Source organism: Spirillospora sp. NPDC052269 (assembly GCF_040679435.1).
In the GTDB taxonomy this organism is placed as follows: domain Bacteria; phylum Actinomycetota; class Actinomycetes; order Streptosporangiales; family Streptosporangiaceae; genus Spirillospora.
On the sequence record NZ_JBFAUU010000011.1, the window covers coordinates 201,746 to 227,689 of the forward strand.

Annotated in this window: 19 protein-coding genes; 8 read left to right on the top strand and 11 right to left on the bottom strand. The window is 71.2% G+C overall.

Going from position 1 to position 25,944, the window contains the following annotated elements:
- Positions 1 to 138: 138 nt before the first annotated feature.
- Complete coding sequence (locus AB0L06_RS24435) at positions 139 to 1,488, bottom strand: FAD-dependent monooxygenase family protein (RefSeq protein ID WP_500233387.1); 1,350 nt, start codon at positions 1,486 to 1,488, stop codon at positions 139 to 141.
- A gap of 282 nt (positions 1,489 to 1,770) precedes the next feature.
- Between AB0L06_RS24435 and AB0L06_RS24440 the strand changes: the two genes are divergently transcribed.
- The 4 genes from AB0L06_RS24440 (at position 1,771) to AB0L06_RS24455 (ending at position 6,545) form a co-directional block, all read left to right on the top strand.
- Positions 1,771 to 3,039, top strand: coding sequence for a cation:proton antiporter domain-containing protein (locus AB0L06_RS24440; RefSeq protein WP_500233388.1), 1,269 nt, complete (start codon positions 1,771 to 1,773; stop codon positions 3,037 to 3,039).
- A gap of 115 nt (positions 3,040 to 3,154) precedes the next feature.
- Positions 3,155 to 3,967 (top strand): TIGR03084 family metal-binding protein, encoded by an 813-nt coding sequence (locus AB0L06_RS24445; RefSeq protein WP_500233389.1) that lies wholly within the window; start codon positions 3,155 to 3,157, stop codon positions 3,965 to 3,967.
- A complete protein-coding gene (locus tag AB0L06_RS24450) occupies positions 3,964 to 5,646 on the top strand; it encodes an acyl-CoA carboxylase subunit beta (protein WP_500233390.1) in 1,683 nt (560 codons plus the stop codon). Before AB0L06_RS24445 ends, AB0L06_RS24450 begins: the two co-directional genes overlap by 4 nt.
- A 56-nt stretch (positions 5,647 to 5,702) precedes the next feature.
- Complete coding sequence (locus tag AB0L06_RS24455) at positions 5,703 to 6,545, top strand: maleylpyruvate isomerase N-terminal domain-containing protein (protein ID WP_500233391.1); 843 nt, start codon at positions 5,703 to 5,705, stop codon at positions 6,543 to 6,545.
- A gap of 97 nt (positions 6,546 to 6,642) precedes the next feature.
- Here AB0L06_RS24455 and AB0L06_RS24460 read toward each other — a convergent pair whose 3' ends face one another.
- Complete coding sequence (locus AB0L06_RS24460; RefSeq protein ID WP_500233392.1) at positions 6,643 to 8,625, bottom strand: Xaa-Pro dipeptidyl-peptidase; 1,983 nt, start codon at positions 8,623 to 8,625, stop codon at positions 6,643 to 6,645.
- A gap of 256 nt (positions 8,626 to 8,881) precedes the next feature.
- Here AB0L06_RS24460 and AB0L06_RS24465 point away from each other — a divergent pair, with 256 nt between their 5' ends.
- On the top strand, positions 8,882 to 10,468 hold the full coding sequence (locus tag AB0L06_RS24465) for an ABC-F family ATP-binding cassette domain-containing protein (RefSeq protein WP_500233393.1): 1,587 nt from the start codon (positions 8,882 to 8,884) through the stop codon (positions 10,466 to 10,468).
- Positions 10,469 to 10,552: 84 nt separating this feature from the next.
- On the opposite strand, the gene AB0L06_RS24470 is transcribed toward AB0L06_RS24465, so the two are convergent.
- The 3 genes from AB0L06_RS24470 to AB0L06_RS24480 form a co-directional block, all read right to left on the bottom strand.
- Positions 10,553 to 11,944 (bottom strand): aldehyde dehydrogenase family protein, encoded by a 1,392-nt coding sequence (locus tag AB0L06_RS24470; RefSeq protein WP_500233394.1) that lies wholly within the window; start codon positions 11,942 to 11,944, stop codon positions 10,553 to 10,555.
- A 152-nt stretch (positions 11,945 to 12,096) separates the two neighbouring features.
- The gene (locus AB0L06_RS24475; protein WP_500233395.1) at positions 12,097 to 13,536 is read right to left on the bottom strand and encodes an aldehyde dehydrogenase family protein; all 1,440 of its coding nucleotides are present in this window, start codon (positions 13,534 to 13,536) and stop codon (positions 12,097 to 12,099) included.
- A 95-nt stretch (positions 13,537 to 13,631) separates the two neighbouring features.
- A complete protein-coding gene (locus tag AB0L06_RS24480; RefSeq protein ID WP_500233396.1) occupies positions 13,632 to 13,988 on the bottom strand; it encodes a VOC family protein in 357 nt (118 codons plus the stop codon).
- Positions 13,989 to 14,110: 122 nt separating this feature from the next.
- On the opposite strand from AB0L06_RS24480, the gene AB0L06_RS24485 reads away from it, so the two are divergent.
- Positions 14,111 to 14,920 carry a helix-turn-helix transcriptional regulator gene (locus AB0L06_RS24485; protein WP_500233397.1) on the top strand — a complete coding sequence of 270 codons (810 nt, stop codon included), beginning with the start codon at positions 14,111 to 14,113 and terminating at the stop codon, positions 14,918 to 14,920.
- Positions 14,921 to 14,986: 66 nt separating this feature from the next.
- Here the strand turns inward: AB0L06_RS24485 and AB0L06_RS24490 are convergent, their stop codons facing one another.
- Positions 14,987 to 17,338, bottom strand: coding sequence for a HelD family protein (locus AB0L06_RS24490; RefSeq protein ID WP_500233539.1), 2,352 nt, complete (start codon positions 17,336 to 17,338; stop codon positions 14,987 to 14,989).
- Between the two features lie 373 nt (positions 17,339 to 17,711).
- Here AB0L06_RS24490 and AB0L06_RS24495 point away from each other — a divergent pair, with 373 nt between their 5' ends.
- Entirely contained in the window at positions 17,712 to 19,424 is a 1,713-nt protein-coding gene (locus tag AB0L06_RS24495; protein WP_500233398.1) for an alkaline phosphatase D family protein, read from the top strand.
- A 45-nt stretch (positions 19,425 to 19,469) separates the two neighbouring features.
- On the opposite strand, the gene AB0L06_RS24500 is transcribed toward AB0L06_RS24495, so the two are convergent.
- From AB0L06_RS24500 to AB0L06_RS24515, 4 genes are all read right to left on the bottom strand, one after another.
- On the bottom strand, positions 19,470 to 19,934 hold the full coding sequence (locus AB0L06_RS24500; protein WP_500233399.1) for a nuclear transport factor 2 family protein: 465 nt from the start codon (positions 19,932 to 19,934) through the stop codon (positions 19,470 to 19,472).
- 276 nt (positions 19,935 to 20,210) lie between these two features.
- Positions 20,211 to 21,404 (bottom strand): S1 family peptidase, encoded by a 1,194-nt coding sequence (locus tag AB0L06_RS24505; RefSeq protein WP_500233400.1) that lies wholly within the window; start codon positions 21,402 to 21,404, stop codon positions 20,211 to 20,213.
- A gap of 562 nt (positions 21,405 to 21,966) precedes the next feature.
- The gene (locus AB0L06_RS24510; protein WP_500233401.1) at positions 21,967 to 22,488 is read right to left on the bottom strand and encodes a hypothetical protein; all 522 of its coding nucleotides are present in this window, start codon (positions 22,486 to 22,488) and stop codon (positions 21,967 to 21,969) included.
- Between the two features lie 216 nt (positions 22,489 to 22,704).
- Positions 22,705 to 23,955 carry a chymotrypsin family serine protease gene (locus AB0L06_RS24515; protein ID WP_500233402.1) on the bottom strand — a complete coding sequence of 417 codons (1,251 nt, stop codon included), beginning with the start codon at positions 23,953 to 23,955 and terminating at the stop codon, positions 22,705 to 22,707.
- Positions 23,956 to 24,342: 387 nt separating this feature from the next.
- On the opposite strand from AB0L06_RS24515, the gene AB0L06_RS24520 reads away from it, so the two are divergent.
- Entirely contained in the window at positions 24,343 to 24,777 is a 435-nt protein-coding gene (locus AB0L06_RS24520; protein ID WP_500233403.1) for a TIGR03618 family F420-dependent PPOX class oxidoreductase, read from the top strand.
- A gap of 3 nt (positions 24,778 to 24,780) precedes the next feature.
- On the opposite strand, the gene AB0L06_RS24525 is transcribed toward AB0L06_RS24520, so the two are convergent.
- Positions 24,781 to 25,884 carry an ATP-dependent DNA ligase gene (locus AB0L06_RS24525; RefSeq protein WP_500233404.1) on the bottom strand — a complete coding sequence of 368 codons (1,104 nt, stop codon included), beginning with the start codon at positions 25,882 to 25,884 and terminating at the stop codon, positions 24,781 to 24,783.
- Positions 25,885 to 25,944 lie beyond the last annotated feature (60 nt).

The window sequence follows — 25,944 nt, forward strand, 5'->3', positions numbered from 1 at the left end:
CCGCCCGAGCCGCCCGAGCCGCCCGAGCTGCCTGAGCGGCCTCCGGGTTCGGGTCGACGGACGCGCGTGAGCCGGATCCGGGGCAGGCCCGGACCCGGCTCACGGTGCGGCGGGAGAGGAGGTTCCCGCCGTCCCGGATCACCCCTTCGCCGCGGCCATCACACGGCTTGAGGTGCGGAGCACCCGCATCATGAAGGCGGGCTTCATGAGCGCCTGGGGCAGGTCGACCAGGCCCGCCGACCGCATGAACGCCTCGGTGACGCTGGGGTCCGCGGTCGCGGCGATGATGACCCGTGTCATGTACGCCTGCATCATCTTCAGCTTCGCGCCCCGGTGCCCCTCGACCCCGGGGAAGCTGAGGTCGATGGCGTGGGTCATCTCCCAGGCGGGGTCGATGATCCGTCCGACCTCGCGCTGGAAGTCCAGCGACGACGGCAGCTTCCCGGCGCGGACGTGCGCCAGCAGCGCCTTGGCCTCCAACACCGCCAGCGTCTGGGCCTGCGCGAAGACGGGGTTGGGCGTGCAGACCGCGTCGCCGATGATGAGGAAGCCCTCGGGGAAGCGGCCGAGCTTCTCGTACCGGCGCCGCAGCGTGGTCGGGAACTTGTAGAGGACGGGGTCGTCGATCGGCTCCGCGTCCACGATGGCCTCGTAGACCTCCGGAGCGGCGAGGGTCTTGGCGAAGGCGGTGAAACCCTCGGGGTCGGTCGGCGGGTGGTCGCCGAGGATGCCGTAGATCGTCAGCTCGACGGTCTCGTGGTCGGTCTTGGTGAAGATGCAGCCGCGCGGACGGTCCGGCGACGCCACGGCGATGATGGAGTGGTCCTTGCCGAACGGGTCGGACTTCAGGACGTAGTGGCGGCTGGCGTAGCCGAGGCCGATCTTCGTCGCGTCCTCCTCCACCCGGCCGTACCCGAGTTCGGTGAGCCAGCCCGCGGCGCGCGAGCCGCGGCCGGTGACGTCGACGACGAGGTCGGCGTCCAGCACGATCTCCTCGCCGTCCCGCCCGTGCGGCTGGATCCGGGCCCCGACGATCCGGGAGTTGTCGTCGTTCGCCACCAGGCCGAGGACGTCGTACTTCTCCATGAAGGTGACGTTGTCGTACGCCTGGACGCGCTCCCGGACGTGCCACTCCATCAGCGGCCGCCGGGCCGCCACGTTGGTGAGGCCGGCGCGGGTCTGCTGGAGGGGGATCCCGTTGAAGTACCAGCGGACCGTGCCCGCCAGGTCCGTCAGCGGGCAGCCGTTCCGGACCATCTCCGCGGTGATCTCGGGGAACAGCTCCTCCATGGTCCGGGAGCCGGCGGCCAGCAGGCCGTTGATGTGGCGCCCCTGCGGCGCCCCCCGCCGGGCCTCCCGGACGCCGACCAGCTCGTCCCGGTCGACCAGGACGACCTCCTCGTATCCCTCGGCCAGTGCCCGCGCCGCGAACAGGGCCGCGATGCTTCCACCGAGCAGTACCGCGCGCTTGCCTAGCTTGGCGCCCACCCGATCATCTCCTTCAGTCGCTGTCCGCACTGGCATTCACCGTCGCAGTCCGCGCGGGCCCCGGCACCTTCTGGATTGCGGCCCGGCACGACGTCCGGCCGTGGGCGCCCGCCGTCCCGCCCGACGTTCGATCGGCGGACCGCCGGGCGGGTGATCGGGACGGCAATCGAGAGGAAGCCCGCCGCGCGGAGCCTGTTCGAGGATGGGCGCCGCCGGTTCGGAGCCGGTCCCGCGCGGGACCGGAAGCGCGGCGGTCCCGTCGCAGGTGGGAGAGGTGGGAAGGTGACCGACACCCAGATCCTCAGGTTTCTGCTGGCCCTGGCGTTCGTCGTCGTGCTGGCCAGGGTCGCGGGCCGGGTGGCGCGCAGGCTGGGCCAGCCCGACGTCATCGGCGAGATGGCCGTCGGCATCCTCGTCGGCCCCACGCTGATGAACGGACGCGTCGCCGACCTGCTGTTCCCCGCGACCGTGCGCCCGTATCTGACCGCCGTCGCCAACCTCGGCCTGGTGGTGTTCATGTTCGTCGTCGGCCTGGAACTGGACCGCCGGACGGTCCGGGAGGTCGGCCGGGCCACGGTCGGCGCGGCGGTGGGCTCCACGCTGGTGCCGCTCGGGCTCGGCGCGCTGCTCGGCCTGTACCTCGCGCCCCGCCACGCGGGCGGGCACCAGACCGGATTCGTCCTGTTCATGGCGGTGGCGACGTCGGTGACCGCGTTTCCGGTCCTCGCGCGGATCATCGGCGACCGGGGGATGGGCGGGACGCTCCTCGGCACGGTCGCGCTGAGCACCGCCGCCATCTGCGACGTGGTGGCCTGGACGCTGCTCGCCGCCGTCCAGGCCATGGTCGGCGACGCGACGGCCTGGCAGATCGCGCTGACCGTCCCCTACGTCGTGGCGATGTTCCTCGTCGTGGGGCCGCTGCTGCGCCGGTCGCCCCTGGCGGACGCCCTGGCCGCCCGCTCGCCCGCCGCGCTCGCGGTGGTCCTGATCGGGGTGCTGCTGTCGGCGGCGGCCACGCAGGCGCTCGGCCTGCACTTCATCTTCGGCGCGTTCCTGTTCGGCCTGGTCATGCCGCGCGGCGAGGGGAACAGGGCGCGCACCGCCATGCTGGACGGCGTCCAGCTGAGCACGGTTTTGCTGCTGCCCGCCTACTTCGTCCTCGTCGGGCTGAAGGTGAACCTGGCGAAGACCAGCATGACCGATCTGCTCGACTTCGGCCTGATCCTGCTCACCGCCATCGCGGCCAAGTTCGGCGGCGCCTTCCTCGGCGCGCGGCTCCAGGGGCTGCCCACGCGGACGTCCGCGCTGCTGGCGGTGCTGATGAACACCCGGGGCCTGACCGAGCTGGTCGCGCTCGGCGTCGGCCTGAGCATGGGTGTCCTCGACAAGGACCTGTACGGGCTGATGGTGGTCATGGCGCTGGTCACGACCGCGATGACCGGTCCCGCGCTGAAGCTCATGGGCGTCGACCGCAAGGACCACCAGACCCTCGGCCCGCCCTGGCCGGAACCCGCCGAGCCCGCCGTCTCCGGCGAGTTCGGCAAAGGCTGACCCCTCAGCCGACCCCTCAGCCGGCCCCTCGGGTGAGGCACCGCACGTTCGCATAGCGCACCCCTGGTCCCACCAGGTGATGCTGAAGTCGGTTTCCCAGGAGAGGACGCTGCTCGTGACGGACCTGAAGACAGTCATCGCAGACCTGACCGCCGAGAGCGAGCAGATCGACCGGCTGGTGGCCGATCTCGACGACGCGGGCTGGCGCCTGCCCACGGCGGCCCCCGGCTGGACGATCGCCGACCAGGTGGCGCACCTGGCGTTCATCTACAAACTGGCCGGGACCGCCGCGTCCGACGCCGCCGGGTTCCAGGCGCTCGTGGAGGGCGCGAAGGGCGACTTCGACGGCGCGGTCAACGCCGCGCTGAACCTGTACCCGCGCCAGTCGCCGCGCGAGCTGGTCGAGAGCTGGAACGCCGACCGCTCCATGGGCATCGACGCGCTCGCCGCCTTCCCCGAGGACGGCGCGGTGCCGTGGCTGGTCAACCCGCTGCCCCCGGCGATCCTCGCCTGCGCCGGGATCATGGAGACGTTCGCGCACGGCCAGGACATCGCCGACGCCCTCGGCGTCCGGCCGGAGCGCACCGACCGGCTGATCCACCTGGTCGGGTTCGCGATCCTGACCCGCGACTTCGGCTACCAGGCGCACGGCCTGACCCCGCCCGCCGAGGAGTTCCGCTACGAGATCACCGCGCCGTCCGGGCGGCTCTGGGGGTTCGGCCCCGCGGACGCCGCGCAGCGGGTCAGCGGCCCCGCCGAGGACTTCTGCCTGCTGGTCACCAAGCGGCGGCACCGCGACGACCTGGCCGTCACCGCGTCCGGCGCGGAGGCCGACCGCTGGCTCGGCATCGCGCAGGCGTACCGGGGACCGGCCGGGGAGGGCCGCACTCCGGGGCAGTTCACGTCCGGCCGGGACGGTCGCCCATGAGCGAGGTCGACTTCGTCCCGATACCCGTTCCGCGCCCGGGCAACGGCAACGGGAACGGGAACGGGAAGGGCGCGGGGCTGCGGGTGAACGGCCACCCGGTCACGCCGGTCCCGCCCGCCGACACGGCGCTCCCGGCCATGGACGCGCTGCGGGAGCGCCGCGACCGGCTGCGGAAGGAGATCGTCCAGGGCCGGGCGCCGGCGGTCGAGCGGCAGCACCGGCAGGGCAAGCGGACGGCGCGCGAACGCCTCGACCTGCTCCTGGACGAGGGCTCCTTCCTCGAACTGGACCTGTTCCGGCGGCACCGGGCGCAGGGCCCGAAGATGGACGGCGTCCGGCCCGCGACCGACGGCGTCATCACCGGCTCCGGCACGATCGGCGGCCGCCGCGTGTTCGTCTACGCCCAGGACTTCACCGTGTTCGGCGGCTCGCTCGGCGAGGCGCACGCCGCGAAGATCCACAAGGTGATGGACCTGGCCGTGGCGAACGGCGCGCCGCTGATCGGGCTGAACGACGGCGGCGGCGCCCGGATCCAGGAGGGCGTCATGGCGCTGGACGGCTACGGCGGGATCTTCCGCCGCAACGTCCGCGCGTCCGGGGTGATCCCGCAGATCAGCGTGGTGCTCGGGCCGTGCGCCGGGGGAGCGGCGTACTCGCCCGCGCTGACCGACGCCACCTTCATGGTCCGCGGCACCGCGCAGATGTACCTGACCGGGCCGGACGTCATCGAGGCGGTCAGCGGCGAGCGGGTCACGCACGCCGAGCTCGGCGGCGCGCACGTGCACGGCGGCCGCACCGGCGTCGCCACGTTCGTCCACGACGACGAGGAGAGCTGCCTCGCCGACGTCCGCTACCTGGTCTCGCTGCTGCCGTCCAACTATCTGGAGGCCCCGCCGTCCGGTGGGCCGCGCGGCGCGGAGGACGACCTGCGCCCGGAGCTCGCCGAGATCGTCCCGGCCGAGCCGCACCGGCCCTACGACACCCGCCTGGTGATCTCCGAGCTCGTGGACGACGCGGAGTTCATGGAGTTCCACGAGGACTGGGCGCGCAACGTCGTCTGCGCGCTCGCCCGGATCGACGGGCACGTGGTCGGCGTCGTGGCCAACCAGCCGACCGTCCTCGCCGGGGTCCTGGACGCGGCCGCGGCGCAGAAGGCGGCCCGGTTCGTCCGGTTCTGTGACGCGTTCGGCATCCCGCTCGTGACGCTCGTGGACGTGCCGGGCTTCCTCCCCGGCACCGAGCAGGAGTACGCGGGCGTCATCCGGCACGGCGCGAAGCTGCTGTACGCGTACTGCGAGGCGACCGTCCCGCGCGTCCAGGTCATCCTGCGCAAGGCCTACGGCGGCGCGTACATCGTGATGGACTCGCGCTCGATCGGCGCGGACGTCTCGCTCGCCTGGCCCACCAACGAGATCGCCGTGATGGGCGCGGAGGCCGCCGTGAACGTCGTGTACCGCCGCGAACTGGCCGCCGCCGACGATCCCGCGCCGCTCCGCGCCAAGTACGTCACCGAGTACCGCGACGAGCTCATGCACCCCTACTACGCCGCCGAGCGCGGCCTCGTCGACGACGTCATCGACCCCGCGCGCACCCGCGCCGAGGTGGCCCGCGCTCTCGCCATGCTCCGCGCGAAGGCCGTCGCCCCGACGCCCCGCAAGCACGGCAACATCCCCCTCTGAGACACTCCTGTCCCTTTGACCTTGCCTCCGCCGCGGAACCGTGGTCATCTCGCCTCATGGCCCACGAGAAGTGGCACGAGATCCGCGCGTCGCTCCACGAGACCGGCGAGCGCTTCGCCGCCCTGGTCACCTCCGCCCCTGACCCGTCCGCCCTGGCCACCGACACATGGACGATCGCCGACACGGTCGCCCACGTCACCGCCATCGCCTGGATGGACGCCGTCCTCATCGGCCCGGACGCCCCGCCGGCGCCCGTCCCCGACCTGATCGAACGCCTGCCCGACATGACCGTGGACGGGGTGCACGCGTTCAACGTCGTCGTCCTGGACGCCTTCGCCGAGCGCGACGTCAAGGCCCTGCTCGACCGCCTCGCCGAGTGCCTGCGGTTCATGCTCGACCGGACCACGGGCCGGGACCCGTCCGAGACCGTCTCCTGGATCGGCGGGGCGCGGCTCCCGATCGCCGGGCTCGTCGGCCACATGATCAACGAGCTGCTGCTGCACGGCCACGACATCGCCGCCTCCCTCGGACGCCCCTGGGAGATCCCGTCCCGCGACGCGTCCTACTTCTTCGGCGAGTTCATCGTCGGCATGGCGAGCAACGGGGTCGGCGCCCTGCTCGACGGAGGCGGCGCCCCCCGCGCGCGCCCGATCACGGTGGAGTTCCGATCGGCCCACACCGACCCCGTCGTCCTGCGCCTCCAGAACGGCGAGATCACCGCCCACGAGCCGGACGGCACTCCGGACGTCCGCGTCACCTTCGACCCGGCCGCCTTCAACCTCATGATGTTCGGCCGCATGTCCAAACCCCGGGCCGCGCTCACCCGCAAGGTCGTCATCGGCGGCCGCCGCCCCTGGCTGCTCCCGGTCTTCCTCAAGACCGTCCGCGTCCCCTCCTGACCCCCGGCAGGCCGAAGCCCCGGGGACCGGAACCGGTCCCCGGGGCTTCGGCCCGACCGCTCAGGCGGTCAGAAGAACTCCCTCTGGAAGAACGTCCTTAGAAGAACTTCCGCTCCTGGCGGGGCAGGTTCACCTTGGACGGTCCGCGCCACGGGGCCGTGGGCGCCGGGGCGACCTGCGAGGTCACACCGTCCGGAGCCAGGACGACCGGGACGCTGATGGAGCTGCCCGAGAGGTCCACGGTCACGTTCGCGCCCGTGGGGGTCTCGGTGGTGTTGTCGTAGTCGGTGCCCGCGATGACCAGGCCGAGGCGGTGGCCCTGCTTGAGCACGTAGTCCTGGCTGAGCGTCTTCCAGTCGATCGTGTAGTACTTCCCGGACGTCAGCGGCGTCGGGTCGCTCAGCGAGGTGCGGTTCTGGGCGTCCATCCAGCCGCGGGCCACGACGTTCAGCGGGGCCGTGGTCGTGGTCGTCTGGGTGTCCAGGTAGCAGGCGCTGTCGTCGGCGGTGCTCTCACCGAAGCAGCTGCGCGTGGTCAGCGTCTTGATGCCCGAGCCGTCGCCCAGGTAGTCGACGCGGGTGTCGGTGCCGTAGTCGACCAGCAGGACGGTCAGGTTCGAGGTCGGCTTGTCCATCTTGACGCGCAGCCTCGCCTCCGGTGTGCCGGAGATGCGGAGGGACTTCGGCGTCGGTCCCGACACGTACGCGGCCCGGTACGGCTTGGCGGTCGTCGGGTCGGACGCCAGGTCCGACTCGGTGTACCCGCCGTTGTCCGGTCCCGGCAGGTCGGTGAAGGACCCCGTCGAGTTGCCCGTGGCGGGCTTCAGGCCGAGCGAGCCGTCCGCGGCGGGACGCAGCGCGACCGACTTGGCGGCGGGCGCGGGCCAGTCGGACTGCGTGATCCACTTGTCCGGCCCGACCTCGATGTCCGCGCGCGGCCGGCTCATCACGTCGTTCGGGATCTTCTGCAGCTCGTGGTCGAACCACTTGTGCAGCGTGTTCACCCAGTCCTGGCGGCGGATGTCGAACGGGTCGACGTGGCCGCGCTGGTGCAGCCACACCTTCCGCGCGACGCCCTGCTTCTTCAGCCCCTGCCACCACTCGGCGAACTGGTTGTCCTTGACGTTGAAGTCGTTCACGCCGTGGATCGCGAACACACTGGCGTGGACGTTCCGGACGTTGGTGATCGCGCCCGTCCGGTAGTTCGTGGTGTTCCAGTAGGCGTTGTAGTTGCCGGTCTCGTCGTCCTGCGCCTTGCCGAGGTAGGCGCGCACGTCGGCGCACTTGGTCTTGTAGCGGGTGTCGACGGTCTCGGCCAGGCCGTCCTGCTCGCCCGTCCAGTACTTGACGCCGTTCATCCGGCTGTAGTCGTACCAGCTGCTGATCGCCGAGATCGGGACGATGGTGTCGAGGCCCTTCACGCCGGTCGACGCGACGCCGTTGGCGAGCGTGCCGTCGTAGGACTTGCCGATCATGCCGGTGTGCCCGGTCGTCCAGGACGCCGCGACCGGTTTGCCGTCCGGCGTGAACGCCTTCGCCCGGCCGTTCAGCCAGTCGACGACGGCCTTGCCGCCGAGCACGTCGGTCGGCCCGCCGCTGGTCGGGCAGCCGTCCGAGCGGGTCGTCCCGACCATGTCCACGGCGAGGTAGGCGTACCCGCGCGGCACGAAGTAGTTGTCGTAGAAGAGCGGGAACGCGCTCGGGTTCCCGTTCGCGTCGTACTTCTTGCGCTGGCCCTCGTTGCCGCGCCCGATGTTGTCGTAGTACGGCGACTCGTCCATGATGACCGGCACCTTCAGGCCGCGCTCGGTCTCGCGCGGCCGGATGATGTCGACGTTCACCCGGTCGGGCTTGCCGTCATGGTCGGAGTCGAGGTTCGTCTGGACGTAGACGTGCTCGCGGATCGCGTCCTGGTAGGAGAAGACGGGCTGCGTCACGCCGTCCTTCACCACGATCTTCGGCGTGGTCGCGGGCGCCGCGTTCGCGGCGGGCATCGCGCCCGCCGCCGCCACGACGGCGAGGCCGGTCAGCGCCGCGAGCGTCGCGCTTCTGCGCGTTCTTGCGAGGGGCCGCCTGGTCAAAACCGCACCTCCGTGATCATCAACGGTGATCTCTAGGTGCCACACGCTCCTCGCGCGCGCAGGTGCCGGTCATCGTCGCCGTCCGACGAACTCTTCCGGCTTTTGGGCACAAGTTGCCCTTGCGCGAAAACCGTTTGCCGCTGGCCAGGGGGCATCACCTAGGGTGATGCGCATGGCAACGCGCCGCATGGACTAGAGGACGACACCGCTTCCACGCCACACGTGTGTCCTCATCCAGTCTCGGAGCGTCCTTCCCATGATCACCCTTCGTGGTGTCGACGTGCGCGTCGCCGCCCGCCCCCTGCTCACCGGCGTCACCGCCCACATCTCTCCCGGCGACCGGATCGGCCTGGTCGGCCGCAACGGCGCGGGCAAGACCACCCTGCTCAAGGCCCTCGCCGGGGCCGCCGCCCCCGCCGCCGGATCGATCACCCGCACCGGCCCGGTCGGCTACCTCCCGCAGGACCCGTCCGCCGCCGATCCCGCCCAGACCGTCACCGACCGTGTCCTGTCCGCGCGGCGCCTGGACGAGGCCGTCCGCGCCCTGCGCGCCGCCGAGGCCGCCATGGCGTCCGGAGACCCGAAGGCCCTCGACCGGTATGCGCGTGCCGAGGCCGAGTTCGTCGCGCGCGGCGGCTACGCGGCCGAGGCCGAGGCGGCGCGGATCGCCGCCGGGCTCGGCCTGCCCGACCGGCTGATGCGGCAGCCGCTCGGCACCCTGTCCGGAGGCCAGCGCCGCCGCGCCGAACTCGCCCGCGTGCTGTTCGGCGAGACCGGCGTCCTCCTCCTGGACGAGCCGACCAACCACCTCGACGCCGACTCGGTGGCCTGGCTGCGCGGGTTCCTGGCGTCCCACGCGGGCGGCCTGGTCGTGATCAGCCACGACGCCGGCCTGCTCGCCGCGACGGTCAACCGCGTCTGGCACCTCGATCCGGACACCGCGTCCCTGGACGTCCACAACACCGGCTGGGACACCTACCTCGCCGACCGCTCCGCCGAGGACCGGCGCCGCGCCCGGCACCGCGCCGCCGCCGAACGCAAGGCCGCCGCACTGCACGCCCAGGCCGACCGGATGCGCGCCCGCAACTCCACGGCCACCCGCGCGAAGGACATGGCCCGCCGCGCCGACCGGATGCTCGCCGCCACCGAGCCCGTCCGGCGCACCGCGCGCGTCGCCCGGATCAGGCTGCCCGAGCCCGCGCCGTCCGGCCGGACGCCGCTCGGCGCGATCAGCCTGACCAAGTCCTACGCCGGCCACGACGTCCTGACCGGCGTCGACCTGGCCGTCGACCGGGGGAGCAGGCTGGTCGTCCTCGGCCTGAACGGCGCGGGCAAGACGACGCTGCTGAAGATCCTCGCCGGGGTGGAGAGCCCCGACTCCGGACGCGTCGTCCACGGCCACGGCCTGCGGCTCGGCTACTTCGCGCAGGAGCACGACACCCTGGACCCGGAGCGCTCCGTCGCGGCCAACCTCGCCGCCGCCGCGCCCCACCTCGCGGACGCCGAGGCGCGCGGGATCCTCGGATCGTTCCTGTTCGGCGGCGACGACGTCGACAAGCCGGCCGGTGTGCTGTCGGGCGGCGAGAAGACCCGGCTGGCGCTGGCGGGGCTGGTCGCCTCGTCCGCGAACGTGCTGCTGCTGGACGAGCCGACCAACAACCTCGACCCGGCGTCCCGCGCCGAGGTGCTGCGCGCCGTCGCCGAGTACCGGGGCGCGATCGTCATGGTCACCCACGACGAGGCGGCCGTCGAGGCCCTCCGCCCGGACCGGGTCCTGATCCTCCCGGACGCCACCGAGGACCTCTGGAACGCCGGCCACGCCGACCTGATCACCCTCGCCTGACCCTGTTTCCCGAGCGTGCGCGGGACGACGTCGCGGACGGCGGCCACGACGTCGTCCCGCTCATACTCGGCGGAGTGACGCGGCTCAGGTGAAGGTCCGGACCAGACGCTCCTTGAGGGCGGTGAACGGCGGGTAGACGACCCGCATCGTGTCGGGGGAGAGCGGTTTGTCGAGCACGGCCTTCGCGTGGCTGAACGTCTCGAACGAGCGGTGCCCGTGGTAGGCGCCCATCCCGCTCTCCCCGACGCCGCCGAACGGCAGCCCCGGGACGGTCAGGTGCGCGTTCGGCAGCCCGAACCCGACCGCGCCCGAGGACGTCTCGGTCAGCACCCGCCGCTTGGACTCCGGGTCGCCGGTGAAGGCGTAGAGCGCGAGCGGCTTGTCGCGTTCGTTGACGAAGGCGAGCGCCGCGTCCAGGTCCGGGACGCGCAGGACCGGCAGGATCGGCCCGAAGATCTCCTCGGCCATCACCGGCGCGTCCGCCTTCACGTCGCCGAGGACGGTCGGCGCGATGTACCGCGACGTCCGGTCGTGCTCGCCGCCGGTGACGACGCGTCCGCCGCCGAGGAGCGCGGTGAGCCGGTCGAAGTGGCGCTCGTTGACGATCCGCCCGTAGTCGGGGCTGCCGGACGGGTCGTCCCCGTACATCGCGTGGATCGCGTCGGTGAGGTGCCGTTCGAGTTCGTCGGCCGTCCCGTCGCCCACGGCGAGGACGTAGTCGGGCGCGGTGCAGCTCTGCCCGGCGTTGAAGAACTTGCCCCACGCCAGCCGCCGCGCCGTCGCGGCCAGGTCGACGCCGGACTCGACGATCGCCGGGCTCTTCCCGCCGAGTTCGAGCGTCACCGGCGTGAGGTGCTCGGCGGCGGCCCGCATGACGATCCGCCCGACGTGCCCGTTCCCGGTGTAGAAGATGTGGTCGAACCGCTGCTCCAGCAGCGCGGACGTCTCCTCGACGGCGCCCTCCATGACGGTGACCGCCTGGTCGTCCAGGTAGAAGGGGATCAGCCGGGCCAGCGCGGACGACGTCGCCGGGGCCAGCTCGGACGGCTTGAGCACCACGCAGTTCCCGGCCGCCAGCGCCCCGACCATCGGCGCCAGCGCCAGCATCACGGGGTAGTTCCAGGGGCTGATGACGAGGACGACCCCGAGCGGCTCCCGCACCGTCCGGGCCCGCCCGGGCATCAGCGAGCGGGGCACCGAGACCCGCTCCGGCCGAGTCCAGCGCTCCAGGTGCTTCAGCGCGTGGTCGATCTCGTTGACGACGAACCCCAGCTCAGAGGCGTAGGACTCCACCGCTCCCTTGCCGAGGTCGGCGCGCAGCGCCTCCGCGAGCTCCGCCTCCCGCTCGGTCAGTAGCGCCCGCAGCTCACGCAGCTGCTCCCGCCGCCACGCGAGCCCCTTCGTCCGCCCGCTCCCGAAAACCCCGCGCAACCGCCCCACCACATCCGCGGCCGCCCGGCCCGTCTCCGCGCTCATCCCCGCGTCCTCCCTCCAGGGCGCGACGCAGCGTCGTGCCCCCTATGAAGGTAGCCCGCCGCACGTCGAGGGCCTCGTCCGGCTCGTCACCGGGGGACGAGCCGGACGGCGCGGCCCACGCACCGTCGCCGTTGTCCTCGACGGCTGAGGGATCAGAACTCGATCAGGCCCGCCTTCTCGCGCGTGTACGCGAGGACGGAGTCGTGCCCGTAGCCGCTGTCCTTCACGCCCTCCAGCGGGAACACGACCTTGCGGAAGGTGTTGACCCAGACCGTCCCGGCCTCCAGGCGGCGGAACATCCGCTGCGCCGTGCCGAGGTCCGCCGTCCACACCCCGGCCGCCAGCCCGTAGGACGAGTCGTTGGCGATCGCGACGGCCTCGTCCTCGGTGTCGAACGGCAGGACGACCGCGACCGGCCCGAAGATCTCCTCCTGGCAGATCCGCAGCCCGTTGTCCTCGGTCGCGAACAGCGTCGGCTCGACCCAGTAGCCGTCCGCGAACCGCTCGTCCCCGACGGCCTCGGCCCCAGAGCGTCCGCCGAACACCAGCTCGGCGCCCTCCTTCTGCCCGATCTCCAGGTAGGACGTGACGCGCTCGAACTGCTCCTTGGACACGATCGGCCCCATCGTCGTCTCGGCCGACATCGGGTCGCCCAGCCGGATCGTGGCCGCGATCCCCTTCATCCGGTGCAGCATCTCGTCGTAGACCGGACGCTGGATCAGGACGCGCGACCCGCCGTAGCAGATCTGCCCCGCGTTCGCCGTGAAGATCGCCTGCGTGGTGACGCCGACGGCGGCCCTGTCCAGGTCGGCGTCGGCGAACACGATGTTCGGAGACTTGCCGCCGAGTTCGAGCGCGAGCGGCTTCAGCGCGTCCGCCGAGGCCTTGGTGATGAGCCTCGCCGTCTCCACCGACCCGGTCAGGCTGATCTTGTTGACCCCGCGGTGCCGGACGAGCGGGTCGCCGACCTCCTCGCCGAGCCCCGACACCACGTTCAGCACCCCGGCGGGCAGGACGTCCTTGAGCAGCTCGGCGAGCCGCAGCGACGACACGGTCGCCTGCTCCGCCGGCTTGATGATCACGGTGTTCCCCGCCGCCAGCGCGAACGCCGCCTTCGCCGAGAACGTCGAGATGGGGGAGTTCCACGGGATGATCCCGAGCGTCACCCCGTACGGCTCGCGCCGCGTCAGCCCGAGGCTCCCCGGGCCGAAGTCGACCGTCCGCCCCTCAACGGCGGCGGCGCACTCGGCCGCCGCGTTCGTCCACAGGTAGGTCATGCCGGGAAGGTCGCGCTTGGCGGTCTCGTTGATCGTCCGGCCGTTGTCGCGCGTCTCCAGCTCGGCCAGCTCCTGCGCGTGCTTGGCGAACACCCCCGCGACCTTCCGCAGGTAGTGCGCCCGCCCGGCCGCGGGCATCCCCGACCACTTGGGGAACGCCGCGCGCGCCGCGACGACGGCCGCGTCCGCGTCCCGGGCCCCGCTCCGCGGGATCCGCGCCCACACCTCGCCCGTCGCCGGATCCACGCTGTCGAGCGTTCCGCCGCCCTCCGCCGCCCGCAGCTCCCCGCCGATCAGGTTCCGGTACTCGTGCATGCGCCGTCCCTCCGGTTCGTCCGGCAAACAAGCGTACGCTTGGTATCGCCCGGACGAAAGGCCGGTGCGGAAACCCCGCACCGGCCTCCCGGAAATCAGCTCGCGATGCAGAACGGGTGCCCCGCGGGGTCGATCAGCACGATCCACTCGCCGTCGCCGGGCTGGTCGTCGGCCCGCTTGGCGCCCAGTGCGACCAGTTCCTCCGCCGCGGCCTCCATGTCCGCGACGCTGAAGTCCAGGTGCGCCTGCTTGGCGGGTCCGGGCCACATCGGAGCCTCGTACCCCTCGATCCGCTGGAACGCCAGCTGCGGACCCGACCCGTCCCCGATGTAGATGACGTCGTCGTCGCTGTAGGTGACCTCCCAGCCGGTGGCCTTCCGGTAGAAGTCGGCAAGGGCGGCGGGGTCGGCGCAGTCGATGATGACCGTGCCGACCTTGGTGAGGACGGACATGGTGAGAACTCCTAGAATCGAACATCAGAACGAGTAGCGAGGCCAACGCCCCGCACCCGAACCAGCCTGCCGACCCCGGCGGCCCCCGTCTTGAACATCCTTGCGCGCCCGAAATGACCGAGATGCTCACCATCGATTCCCTGGCCATCCGTCCCGACTTCACGGTCAGCGCCGTGACCTGCCGCGCCGACCACGCGCACTGGTCGCCCGCCGAGGTGCACGACGCCTACCGCCTCGTCCTCGTCCGCACCGGCCGCTTCCGCCGCCGCGCGTCCGGCGACCACACCGACCTCGACACGACCCGCGCCTACCTCGGCGCCCCCGACGACGAGGAGCAGTTCGCCCACCCGTCCGGCGGCGACGTCTGCACGTCCATCACCGTGACCCCGCGCCTCTGGCGGACCCTCGCCGGCGACACCACGACCCCGGACCGCCACACCCTCTACGTCGACGCCCGCACCGACCTGACCCACCGCCGCGTCCTCGCCTCGGCCCGCACCGGCGACATCGACTACGCCCTCTGCGAGGACCTGCTCACCCTCCTCGCGACCGCCCTCCGCGACACCGTCGACGCCTCCACCCCGTCCCGAACCCGCCCGCGCCCCGCCGACCGCCGCCTGGTCGCCGCCGCCCGCGACGCCATCCTCGAAGGCCACCCCGCCTCCGACACCCTCATCTCCCTGGCCGCCCTGCTGGACGCGTCCCCCTACCGCCTCAGCCGAGCCTTCCCCCGCGAACTGGGCGTCACCATCACCCGCTTCCGCCACCGCGTCCGCATGGCCCAGGCCCTCGACCGCCTCGAATCCGGCGAGACCAACCTCAGCGTCCTGGCCGCCGACCTCGGCTACGCCGACCAGGCCCACCTCACCCGAACCGTCCGCCAACACCTCAACCAAACCCCCACAACCCTCCGCCGCCTCCTGGCGTCCTAGCGGCCGGAAACGGGCCGTGCCGCGTCCCGGATCGCGGGGGCGCGGCACGGCGGCTGGGGGGTGGGGTTACTTCTTGAGGCGGGAGAGGCTTTCGGGGAGGTCGTCGTCGTGAACGACGGTCATGCTGCGGGTCGCGCGGGTGACGGCGACGTAGAGGTCGTGGCCGCCGCGGGGGCGTTCGGTGGTGATGCCGGACGGGTCGACCACGATCACCGCGTCGAACTCCAGGCCCTTGGACTCCTCGGCGGTGAGGACGACGACGGGGGCGTCCAGGGCCTCCGGCGTCGCACCGGCGGGGGCGTCCGGGAGGACGGCGCGGACGGCGGCGTGGTGCGACAGCGACGAGATCACCGCGAGGCGTCCCTCGCCGTCGCGGCCGGTGGCGACGGCCGCGAAGTCCTCCGCGACCAGGTCCGCCAGGCCCGTGAGAGAGCCGGAGAGGTCGAGCCGGACGGCCCGGGGCGGCGGGCCGTCGTCGCGGACGGGCTCGGGCGGCGTCTGGGACGGGTCGACGGCGGCCAGGACGTCCTCGGCGACCCTCATGATGGCGGCCGGCGTGCGGTAGTTGACCATCAGGCGCTGTTCACGCCAGCGCCCGGGGACGTACCGGTCGAGCATCTGCCCCCAGCCTCGCGCGCCCGCGGGGCTGCCGGTCTGCGCGGTGTCGCCGACGACCGTCATCGAACGCGTCGGGACGCGCCGCATCACCATCCGCCACGCCATCTCGGACAGCTCCTGCGCCTCGTCCACGATGACGTGGCCGTACGCCCACTCGCGGTCGGCGGCGGCGCGGTCGGCGGTGGTGCGGGCCGGGCCGTCGTCGTGGTGGCGGCCGGCGATGTCGGACGCGTCCATCAGGGACGTCCACCAGCCCTCGGTCATCTTGATGACCTCGGCCGCGTACCGCTCCTCCTCGGCGCGCTCGGCCGCGGCGGCGCGCTGCCGGGCCCGCGCGGCCGGGTCGTCCTGCCCGAGCCACTCGGCGGCCTCGTCCAGGAGCGGGACGTCCTCGACCGTCCAGTCCGCACCGGGCTCGCGGTGCAGCGCCATCGCCTCGTCCGCGGTGAGGCCGGCCGTCGCGCCCAGCCGGACGAGCGCCTCGGCGTCGGCGAGCAGCTCGGTGAGCAGGGTCTGCGGCGTCAGCTCCGGCCACAGCTCGTCGAGCGCCTTGCGGACGGGCGGCAGCTGCCACAGCTCCGCCTTCGCGAGCCGCAGGTCCGTCTCGTCCAGGAGCGGGGTCTCCTCCGCGTCCTCCTCCAGCTCCAGCAGCCACTTGGGCTTCTTGCCGCCGCTGTCGGCGATCAGCGCCTCCAGCGGCTCCTCGATCATCCGCTCGTACTGCTCGGCGCGGTCGGTCGCGAGCGCCTCCAGCAGCTCGTGGACGAACACCCGCCGCTGGACGTTGTGCGGCGCGCGCAGCACCTTCGCCCGCTGCCTCGCCTGGGCGCAGACCTCGGCGTCCACGTTCAGGGTCAGGTCGTCCAGCGGGACCGACAAACCGCCCTCCGGCGCCCGCTCCCGGTCCTCGACGGCCGCCTCGACGAGGTCGGCCATGCGGTGGTCGCCCTTGACGACCGCGACGTCCGGGACGTCGTGCACGGTCGCGCGGACCCCCGGGTACAGGTCGCCGGCCGTGGTCAGGACGACGTCGGTCTCGCCGAGCCCGGGCAGCACCTGCTCGATGTACCGCAGGAACGTCGGGTTCGGCCCGACGACCAGGATGCCGCGGCGTTCCAGCACGTCACGGTGGGTGTAGAGGAGGTAGGCGGCGCGGTGCAGCGCCGCGACCGTCTTGCCGGTGCCCGGTCCGCCCTGCACGACCAGGACGCCGTGCAGCCCGGAGCGGATCACCTCGTCCTGCTCCTGCTGGATGGTGGAGACGACGTCGCTCATCCGGCCCGTCCGGCCGCGCCGCAGCGTCGCGAGCAGCGCCGCCTCGCCGACGACCGAGCGGCGCGCGTCCTCGCCGAGGCCGTCGAGGTCGAACACCTCGTCGTCGACGCGGACCACTTCGCGGCGACGTGTGTGCAGGTGGCGGCGTCGCGCGAGCGTCCCGGGGGAGGACGGCGTGGCCGTGTAGAACGGACGCGCCGCCGCGGCACGCCAGTCGATCAGCAGGGGCTCGCGGTCCTCGTCGCGCAGCCCGATCCGTCCGATGTAGAACGTGTCGCCCTGCTCACCGGGGACGTCGGGACGGTGGTCGACGCGCCCGAAGCACAGCCCGTGCTCGACGCCGAGCAGCCGGGACAGCGTGCGCGCCGCCTCGTCCGTCGCGACCGTCTTCTCCACGTGCGCCTGCAGTACGGAGCCGCCTCCGCTGAGCGGCCCCTCGCGCAGCGCCCGCTCGGCCCCGTCGCGCTCCGCGTCCAGCCGCGCGTACATGTACCCGACCCGCGCCGCCTCCTCGCGCAACGCCATCCGGACGGCATCCTCAGCCCCCGCGCCAGTCACGACCACGTCCTCCGCTCCCACGTCCACCGCTTCCGTGTTCTCCGTGTTCACCGGCCTCGCCCCACCCTCGTCCTGGAAGGACACGCCGTCCGGCTTGACGGGACGAGGTTGACGTGTCTCCATGTCGTTTGCTATCCTTGTTTTCAGGCTGGGTTTATTGTCTGTAGTTGAGCCAAGGTTCCCGAGTTTAACACTCCCTCCGGCTCCTGCGTCCCGCTTCGCAAGATCATTTTTCGTTTCCCCCGTGTACCTCCGCACGTCACGCGCAGGCCGCGGCGGGGACACGGCCGCTCGGAACGCTGTCCGACGATCACCCGTCGGATCCCCCCGAGAGGTCTCCATGCCCGAAGCTCCTCACACCCCCGCCGCGGCTTCCCCCACCCCTGTTCTCGGACGCCGATCCGTGCTCGCCGGTTCGCTCGCGCTCGGCGCGGCGGGCGCGCTGACCGTGTCCGGCGCCCCGTCCGCCACGGCCGCCGCGAAGCCGGGACGCGGCCTGCCCGGCGACCCGTTCACGCTGGGCGTCGCGTCCGGCGACCCCGACCACGACGGCTTCGTCCTCTGGACGCGCCTGGCCGTCGACCCGCACGCCGAAGACGGCCTCGGCGGCATGCCCGCACGTGCCTGCCAGGTCGAATGGGAGGTCGCGGCGGACGAGGGGTTCCGCAGGATCGTCCGGCGCGGGACGACGCAGGCGCGCCCCGCGTCCGCGCACAGCGTCCACGTCGAGCTGAACGGCCTGGCCGCCGGACACGAGTACTGGTACCGGTTCCGCGTCGACGCCCACGTGTCACCCGCCGGACGCGCCCGCACCGCGCCGCACCCGCACAGCTTCGGCGGCGCCCTCGCGATGGCCTTCGTCTCCTGCTCCCAGTACGAGCACGGCTACTTCACGTCGTACCGCCGCCTGGCCGAGGACGAACCGGACCTCGTCCTCCACCTCGGCGACTACCAGTACGAGTACAAGAAGGGCGACTACACGATCCCGGGCGGCAACGTCCGCGACCACGAGGGCCCGGAGACCGTCTCGCTCGCCGACTACCGGCACCGGTACGCGCAGTACAAGAGCGACCTCGACCTCCAGGCCGCGCACGCCGCCGCGCCCTGGCTGGTCGTCTTCGACGACCACGAGGTCGAGAACAACTGGGCCGGGGCCGTCCCCGAGGAGGACTCCGACACCCCGGACACGGCCGGCTTCCTCAAGCGCCGCGCCGCCGCGTTCCAGGCGTACTACGAGAACATGCCGCTGCGTCGCAGCTCACTGCCGCAGGGGCCGGGCATGCAGCTCTTCCGCCGCGTCCGCTGGGGCCGCCTCGCCAACTTCCACATGCTCGACACCCGCCAGTTCCGCGACGACCAGGCGTGCGGCGACGGCTACAAGAACTGCGCCGCCGCGGACGACCCGTCCCGGACGATCACCGGCGGCGTCCAGGAGAGGTGGCTGATCGAGGGGTTCCGCCGGTCCGCCGCGCGCTGGGACGTCCTCGGCCAGCAGGTGTTCTTCGGCCAGCGCGACCGCGACGCCGGCCCTCTCAAGGTCACCAGCATGGACGCCTGGGACGGCTACACCGCGTCCCGCGAGCGCATCACCCGCGGCTGGACGGACGCGAACGTCCGCAACGCCGTCGTCCTGACCGGCGACGTCCACGCGCACTGGGCGGGCGACCTCAAGCTCGACTACGACGACCCGTCCGCCCCGGCCGTCGGCAGCGAACTGGTCTGCTCGTCCATCACCACCGGCGGCGACGGCACGGACGGCGACGGCACGCACCCCTGGTTCAAGAACAACCCGGCGCTGAAGTTCTACTCGAACCAGCGCGGCTACGTCCTGACCCGCATCGGCCGCGACGAGATGAAGGCCGACTTCAAGACCGTCCCGACCGTCCGGACTCCGGGCGCGGCGGCCACCACCAAGGCCACGTACGTGATCGAGGACCGCGTCCCCGGCCTCAAGCAGACCTACCTCCGCCCCTACACCCCGCCCAAGGGCTTCGCCCGCACCGACGCCGACCTCGACCGCCAGACCGTCGAAGCCGAAACCGCCCAACCCTGACCCGCGTTTCCCGGCGTCCGCCTCACCGGGCGGACGCCGGTCCGGTCATGCGGTGTGGTGCTCCCTGACCGCGTCGAGAACCTCGCCGAGCTGCCCGCGAGCCCGAGCGGAACGCAGGTGGTCCAGGTAGTCGCGGGACTCGACGATCTTCCCGTCGCGGACGCGCATGACGAAGATCCCCGGAAAGGCGAACGCCTCGCCGGTCTCCGCCACGGTCCCCTCGTACCGGAACTCGGCCACGATGACCTCGGGATCCGCGGTCTCGTGAACGACGATCCCGGCCGGCCGCCGCAGCAACGTGTGCCCCGCGGGGGCGCCGGCCGGAGAACGGACCCCGAAGTGCGCGCGCAGCTCCTCGACGGACCGCAGTGGGGGAGCCTCGAGCGGATGGAACGGGTGCTCCACGTGGGTCTGCTCGGCGTACAGCCCGAGCACCTCTTCCTCACGCCCTTCACACACGCCGTACACGAGCTTCAGGAACACCTCGCGCGGACTCAGGACTTCGGCCACGAGACCTCTCCCTCGAAGATCACCGTCGGCGAGGCCATCCGTGCATCAAGGCGGCCCGGACGAGGATCCGGTCGCCCCAGGACGAGGGCGACCGCCGCCGCTCTGAACGTGAGCCGCAATATAGTTCGTCAAAGAATTATTCGTCAACGAACTATCTGTGCCTCGCGCTCACCGCGATGACCGGCCGCGGGCACACGACCCGCCCGCCAGCCGGACCCTCATCGACGCGGACGGTGCCCCGATCCCGGCCCACCGCGAGCGGGCTTGGCCGTTGGTTCAGCCGATCTTCACGTTGATCCCGAAGTCGCGCCAGGCCGTGCCGAAGTCCTGGTAGTACATCGTGGAGCCGTCGTGAGCGGTGACCGTCCCCTTGGCCACGACGTCGCCGCTGCCGCTGACGGCGAAGACCGGTCCACCGCTGTCGCCACCCTGGCTCGGCAGTCCGCCGTTGGTACGACGAGCGACGACCAAGTCGTAGTAGAACTCATAGTTGCCGTAGAGGTCGTCCCACCAGCCGGCATAGGTGAAGTTGTCCGTGTTCTGGATTCCGCAGACGGCGCCGCTGGTCGAGCCGGACTGGCAGATCCATTCGTTGGCGTAGGCCCAGTCCCAGCCGGCGACGCGCTTGGTGAAGTCGCCCCAACTACTGCCGTCCCAGATACGTCCCTGCGAATCGGCGTTGATGAGGAGCAGGTCGTGCCCGACGTGCTCCCGGGAAGCCGTCCCGATCCACTCGCCCGTCCCACCCCCCGACCATTCGCCGTTGTGCCAGCCGCCTCCGGGGCGACCGCAGTGACCGGCGGTCAGGAGGAAACTGTTGCCGTAGACGTCGATGACGCCCCACCCGGCAGTGCAACGCCTTTGGTTGTCGTCGTTGAGGATGGCGCCACCCCCCTTGTAGGGCGGTGAGTCGTTGTACCGGCCGTCGAGGCTGGGGACGCCGCCGTCGACATAGCTCACCGGGACGCCGGAGATGGTTTTGGCCTGTGCCGCGAGTGCCTTGGTCTTGTCCTTGGTGGTGAGGACGAGTCCGTCTCCTCTGAGTGAGCCGGCGACCTGGGTGATCGGATACTCCGGGTCCTTTTCCATATCGGCGATCAGCCCGGCGGCGGCCGCCTTGAGTTCGGCTTGGGAGTAGCGGGCGGGCTTCACCTCGACTGGCGCGATGCCGCGCGCCTGACCGAGGGCCTTGCTGACGGCGGCGGGGAGCTTGCCCTTCCACCACACCTCGACCGACTTGGGCTGCAGGGCGATGCCCGCGAGCCCGCTGTGTTCGCGTCCCGACTTTTCCACCGCCCAGGAGATCTTGGACGCGGCCTTCTTCAGTGGTTCCTGGTCATGCATCTTCTGTCGGATGTCGGCGGGAATGTGGCTGAACGGAACCGCCTCGACGGCGTCTTTGCCGCCGCCGGATGCCTTGTCCGCCGCCGCGGGCACCATGCCCGACAGCGTCACGCTCAGCACCGCCACACCCAGAACCCCGACGAACCGCGCCGGGCCGTGCTTGAAACCCATGAGTTCCCCTCGCGTTGACCTGCAGCCAAGCGAGAGTATTGATCAACTTCTCGGAGCGAAGGTATGCACTGCGTGCGGTTCGGCTGTGCGATGCGTGCAGCGATTCCCGGGAGAAATGGACTTCCACGTCGCGACGCGACCTTTTGTATCGAGCACGGCCCATAGGTCCTGGCGGGTGGAGATGCGCGAAGAACGCTGGCGCATCCTCCCACCGCCCGGCCGGATGGCGCCCCGGGTCCTTCAACAGCAAAGACACATCGTTGATCAGAATCTCGCGTCGAACGAAGCCTGAGCAGATGCGCATCGCTTTCGCCGTGCGCCGGCATGGGAGGCATCGCCCTGAACTATGGACATGTCGGCAGTCGGCCAGCACGAACTCGGGGGAACTCGGCGGCGGCTCGGATGAGGGGCACTACTGGCAGCGGAACAAATCCGGGCGATCGCCGGTAATCCGCCGCCGGTGAGTGTCGCGGCGTCGGACGGCCGTGACCACAGGGAACTGACGGTGCCGAGGGCGTTAGTCGTCGGCTGCGACGAGGAGGGTGAGCGTCGCTGCCGGACGGTTGATGAGGAGTAGCTCGTGGAAATCGATGTGGATGGGGCCGTAGTCGTGGAATGCATCCTCTGGAAGCCGTCCCAGAAGGTACCTGCTGGTCGCCTCGCGGATCGGGGCGTAGATCTCCTGGCGCAGGCGTGATGCGAGTGGTTCTGGGACGGCGCCATGCTGGTCGGCCCACGAGCGGATGCTGTCGACGGCTGTAGCGGCATCGACGGCCTCGTACGTCCCAGGGGCGATGCGGTCGAGCCACCACTGACCGTGCCGCGGCCAGTCCTGGACGCCGGATCCGTCGTAGGTGTCCCGAAACTGAGGATGCGCGATCAAGGCGGCCAGCACGTCTCGGTCGTCCAACGCCTCGGGCGACAGCCGGAAACGCTTGAGGTCGACCCAGCGGAAGCCGTGGGAGCCCTCGCCGAAGTCGAAGTCTCGGAAGTTGATGAAGGGACTGTCCAGATGGACGACGGCGGGGACCGGTTCCATGGTGGTCATCGTAGATCTCGCCCGTAGACCCCTCGTCGGCGAGATCGGTGTGTCCCGCGCAGAGCGCCGGGTGAGTCCCTTGCCAATGGGGTCCGATGCTCGAATCGACCACGGCCGTGGTGGTCGGCCTGACCGTTGTGCCTCCCGGGACGGCCACCGAAGCGACTGTCCCGGGTTGCCATGTCATCGAAACCGACGTGTTGAGGACGACCGTTGTCAGCCCATCTTCGCGTTGATCCCGAAGTCGCGCCAGGCCGTGCCGAAGTCCTGGTAGTAGAGCGTGGAGCCGCCGTCGATACCGGTGACCGTCCCCTTGGCCACGACGTCGTAGGTCCCGCTGGTGGAGAAGACCGGTCCGCCACTGTCGCCAAGGTGGGCCGGCTGTCCGCCGTCGGTACGACGGGCGACGACCAAGTCGGTGTACCACTCGGAGTTGCCGTAGGCGTCGGGCTTGAACCAGCCGACGTAGGTGAAGTTGGTCGTGTTCTGGATTCCGCAGACGGCGCCGCTGGTCGAGCCGGACTGGCAGACCCACTCGTTCGCGTAGGCCCAGTCCCAGCCGATGACGCCCTTGGTGAAGTCGCCCCGCCAACTGCCGTCCCACATACGTCCCTGTGAGTCGGCGTCGATGAGGAGCAGGTCATGCTCGACGTTCTCCCGGACGGCCCGCCCGATCCACCGGCCGGTCCCGTCCGTAGTCCAGGCGCCGTTGTGCCAGCCGCCTCCGACGCGGCCACAGTGACCGGCGGTCAAGAGGTAGCTGTGTCCGCTGCCATCGGAGACCGCCCACCCCGCAGTGCACCGGTACTTGTTGTCGCCCTTGATGTCGTCGTTGAGGATGGCGCCACCCCCGTAGTAGGACGGTGAGTCGTCGTACCGGCCGGCGACGCTGGGGACGTCACCCTCGACATAGCTCACCGGGACACCGGAGATGGTCTTGGCCTGTGCCGCGAGTGCCTTGGTCTTGTTATTGGTGGTGAGGACGAGTCCGTCTCCCCTGAGCGAGCCGGCGACTTGGCTGATGGGATAGGCCGGGTCCTTCTTCATGTCGGCGATCAGTCCGGCGGCCGCTGCCTTGAGTTCGGCCTGGGAGTAGCGGGCGGGCTTCACCTCGACCGGTGCCGTGCCGCGTGCCTGGCCGACGGCCTTGCTCACCGCGGCGGGGAGCTTGCCCTTCCACCACAATTCGACCGACTTGGGTTGCAGGACGATACCCGCGAACCCGCCGTGTCCGTTCTTTTCCATCGCCCAGGAGATCTTGGACGCGGCCTTCTTCAGTGGCTCCTGGTCATGCATCTTCTGCCGGATGTCGGCGGGAATGTGGCTGAACGGAACCGACTCGACGGCATCCTTACCCCCGCCCGACGCCTGGTCCGCTGCCGCGGGCATCATGCCCGACAGCGTCACGCTCAGCGCCGCCACACCCAGAACCCCGGCGAACCGCGCCGAGCCGTGCTTGAAACCCATGTGCTTCCCTCGCGTTGACCTGCAGCTAAGCGAGAGTATTGATCAACTTCTCGGAGCAATGGTATGCACGGCGTGCGGTTTGGCTGTGCAATGCGTGCAGCGATACCCGGGAGAAAGGGAACGCCGCATCTCGGGGCGACCGACCGTGCACGGCGTGCATGGGGCTTGACGGAAAAGGGCGGTCGCGAGGCCTGTTCGGAAGATCAAGGCCGGCTGACCGTGTGGTGGCGTGAGCTTTGGTTCGGGTCGGTTCCTTGGGGGACCGGCCCGAACTGTTTTGTGATGGGTCGCGCGGCGGTTTCGGACAGGGCCGGGTGGTGACGGCGGAATGGATGGGTGGAGCGGGCCGCTGTTTCGCTTGACCACTGTCGGCGAGGGGAGTGCGGCGTGACGCGGGTGATGACGGTGGACGAGCGGGAGCGGTTCCTCGCAGAGGAGCGGGTCGGGGTGCTGAGCGTGGCGGCGGAGGACGGGCGGGCGCCGCTGGCCATGCCGGTCTGGTACCTGTACGAGCCGGGCGGCGAGATCCAGTTCATCACTGGGGGAGACAGCCGGAAGATGCGGCTGATCCGAGCCGCGGGACGGGTCACGTTGACCATCCAGGACGAGGCGCCGCCGTATCGGTACGTGACCGTGGAGGGGGACGTGTCCGGATACGAGGAGCCCGCCGACCCGGAGGACCGGCAGGCCGTCGCCGAGCGGTACCTCGGGGTCGAGGGCGGCGCGGCGTACATCGCGTCCACCACGGATTTCGCGCCGAAGGCCGTTCTCGTGCGGGTGCGTCCGACGCGCTGGCTGTCGCGCGCGACGTCGATGGGGTGACGGTCAGTTCTTGCGGAGGGTGGTGTTGTTCTCCGCTGTGTGCGGCGTGTGGAAGATGGCGTCGAGGTCGTAGTCGACGGGGACTTCCAGTTGCTCGTAGGTGCAGGACTCGGGGGTGCGGTCGGGGCGCCAGCGGCGGAACTGGCCCATGTGGCGGAAACGGTCGCCTTCCATGGCCTGGTAGGCGACCTCCACGACCAGTTCGGGACGCAGCGGGACCCAGGAGAGGTCCTTCTTGCCCGTCCAGCGGGAGACGGCGCCGGGCATGCGGTCGACGGTGGCCTCGTCCTGTTCGGCCCAGCCCGCCCAGGGGTGCTCGGACAGGTCGTCCAGGTTGTAGGGCTTCAGCTCCTCGACCAGCTCGGCGCGGCGTTTCATGGGGAAGGAGCCCACGACGCCGACGTGCTGGAGGCGGCCCTCGCTGTTGTAGAGGCCGAGCAGGAGGGAGCCGACGATCGGGCCGGTCTTGTGCCAGCGGAAGCCCGCGACGACGCAGTCGGCGGTGCGCTCGTGCTTCACCTTGAACAGGGCGCGCTTGTCCGGCTGGTAGGGGGTGGCGAGGGGCTTGGCGATCACGCCGTCCAGCCCGGCGCCCTCGAACTCGGTGAACCAGCGCCGGGCCACGTCGCTCGACTCCGTCGCGGGGGTCACGTGGATGGGCGGCTTCGAGTCGGCGAGCGCCTCCAGGAGCCGGCGGCGGCGTTCGCCGAGGGGGAGGTCCATCAGGGACTCGTCGCCGAGGGCCATCAGGTCGAACGCCACGAAGGACGCGGGCGTCTCCTCCGACAGGAGTTTGATGCGCGACGCGGCCGGGTGGATGCGCTGCTGCAGCTTGTCGAAGTCGAGCCGCGTGCCGAGGCGCAGGACGATCTCGCCGTCCACGACGCAGCGGGTGGGCAGCTCCGCCTTCACGGCCTCGACCAGCTCGGGGAAGTACCTGGTCAGCGGCTTCTCGCCGCGGCTGGACAGCTCCACCTCGTCGCCGTCGCGGAAGATGATGCAGCGGAAGCCGTCCCACTTCGGCTCGTACAGCAGGTCGCCCTCGGGCATGGTCTTGACGGCCTTGGCCAGCATCGGCTTCAGCGGCGGGCTGATCGGCAGGTCCATGCGCACCATCATGGCCCCCGGCACCGACAGAACGGCCCGCCGGGGCTCCCGCTAGGGTGC

Coding starts and splice junctions, on each gene's coding strand:
- AB0L06_RS24450 (WP_500233390.1), top strand. CDS start 3,964: ATGAGCGAGGTCGACTTCGTCCCGATACCCGTTCCGCGCCCGGGCAAC.
- AB0L06_RS24455 (WP_500233391.1), top strand. CDS start 5,703: ATGGCCCACGAGAAGTGGCACGAGATCCGCGCGTCGCTCCACGAGACC.
- AB0L06_RS24465 (WP_500233393.1), top strand. CDS start 8,882: ATGATCACCCTTCGTGGTGTCGACGTGCGCGTCGCCGCCCGCCCCCTG.
- AB0L06_RS24470 (WP_500233394.1), bottom strand. CDS start 11,944: ATGAGCGCGGAGACGGGCCGGGCGGCCGCGGATGTGGTGGGGCGGTTG.
- AB0L06_RS24475 (WP_500233395.1), bottom strand. CDS start 13,536: ATGCACGAGTACCGGAACCTGATCGGCGGGGAGCTGCGGGCGGCGGAG.
- AB0L06_RS24480 (WP_500233396.1), bottom strand. CDS start 13,988: ATGTCCGTCCTCACCAAGGTCGGCACGGTCATCATCGACTGCGCCGAC.
- AB0L06_RS24485 (WP_500233397.1), top strand. CDS start 14,111: ATGCTCACCATCGATTCCCTGGCCATCCGTCCCGACTTCACGGTCAGC.
- AB0L06_RS24490 (WP_500233539.1), bottom strand. CDS start 17,338: ATGGCGTTGCGCGAGGAGGCGGCGCGGGTCGGGTACATGTACGCGCGG.
- AB0L06_RS24495 (WP_500233398.1), top strand. CDS start 17,712: ATGCCCGAAGCTCCTCACACCCCCGCCGCGGCTTCCCCCACCCCTGTT.
- AB0L06_RS24510 (WP_500233401.1), bottom strand. CDS start 22,488: ATGGAACCGGTCCCCGCCGTCGTCCATCTGGACAGTCCCTTCATCAAC.
- AB0L06_RS24515 (WP_500233402.1), bottom strand. CDS start 23,955: ATGGGTTTCAAGCACGGCTCGGCGCGGTTCGCCGGGGTTCTGGGTGTG.
- AB0L06_RS24525 (WP_500233404.1), bottom strand. CDS start 25,884: ATGGACCTGCCGATCAGCCCGCCGCTGAAGCCGATGCTGGCCAAGGCC.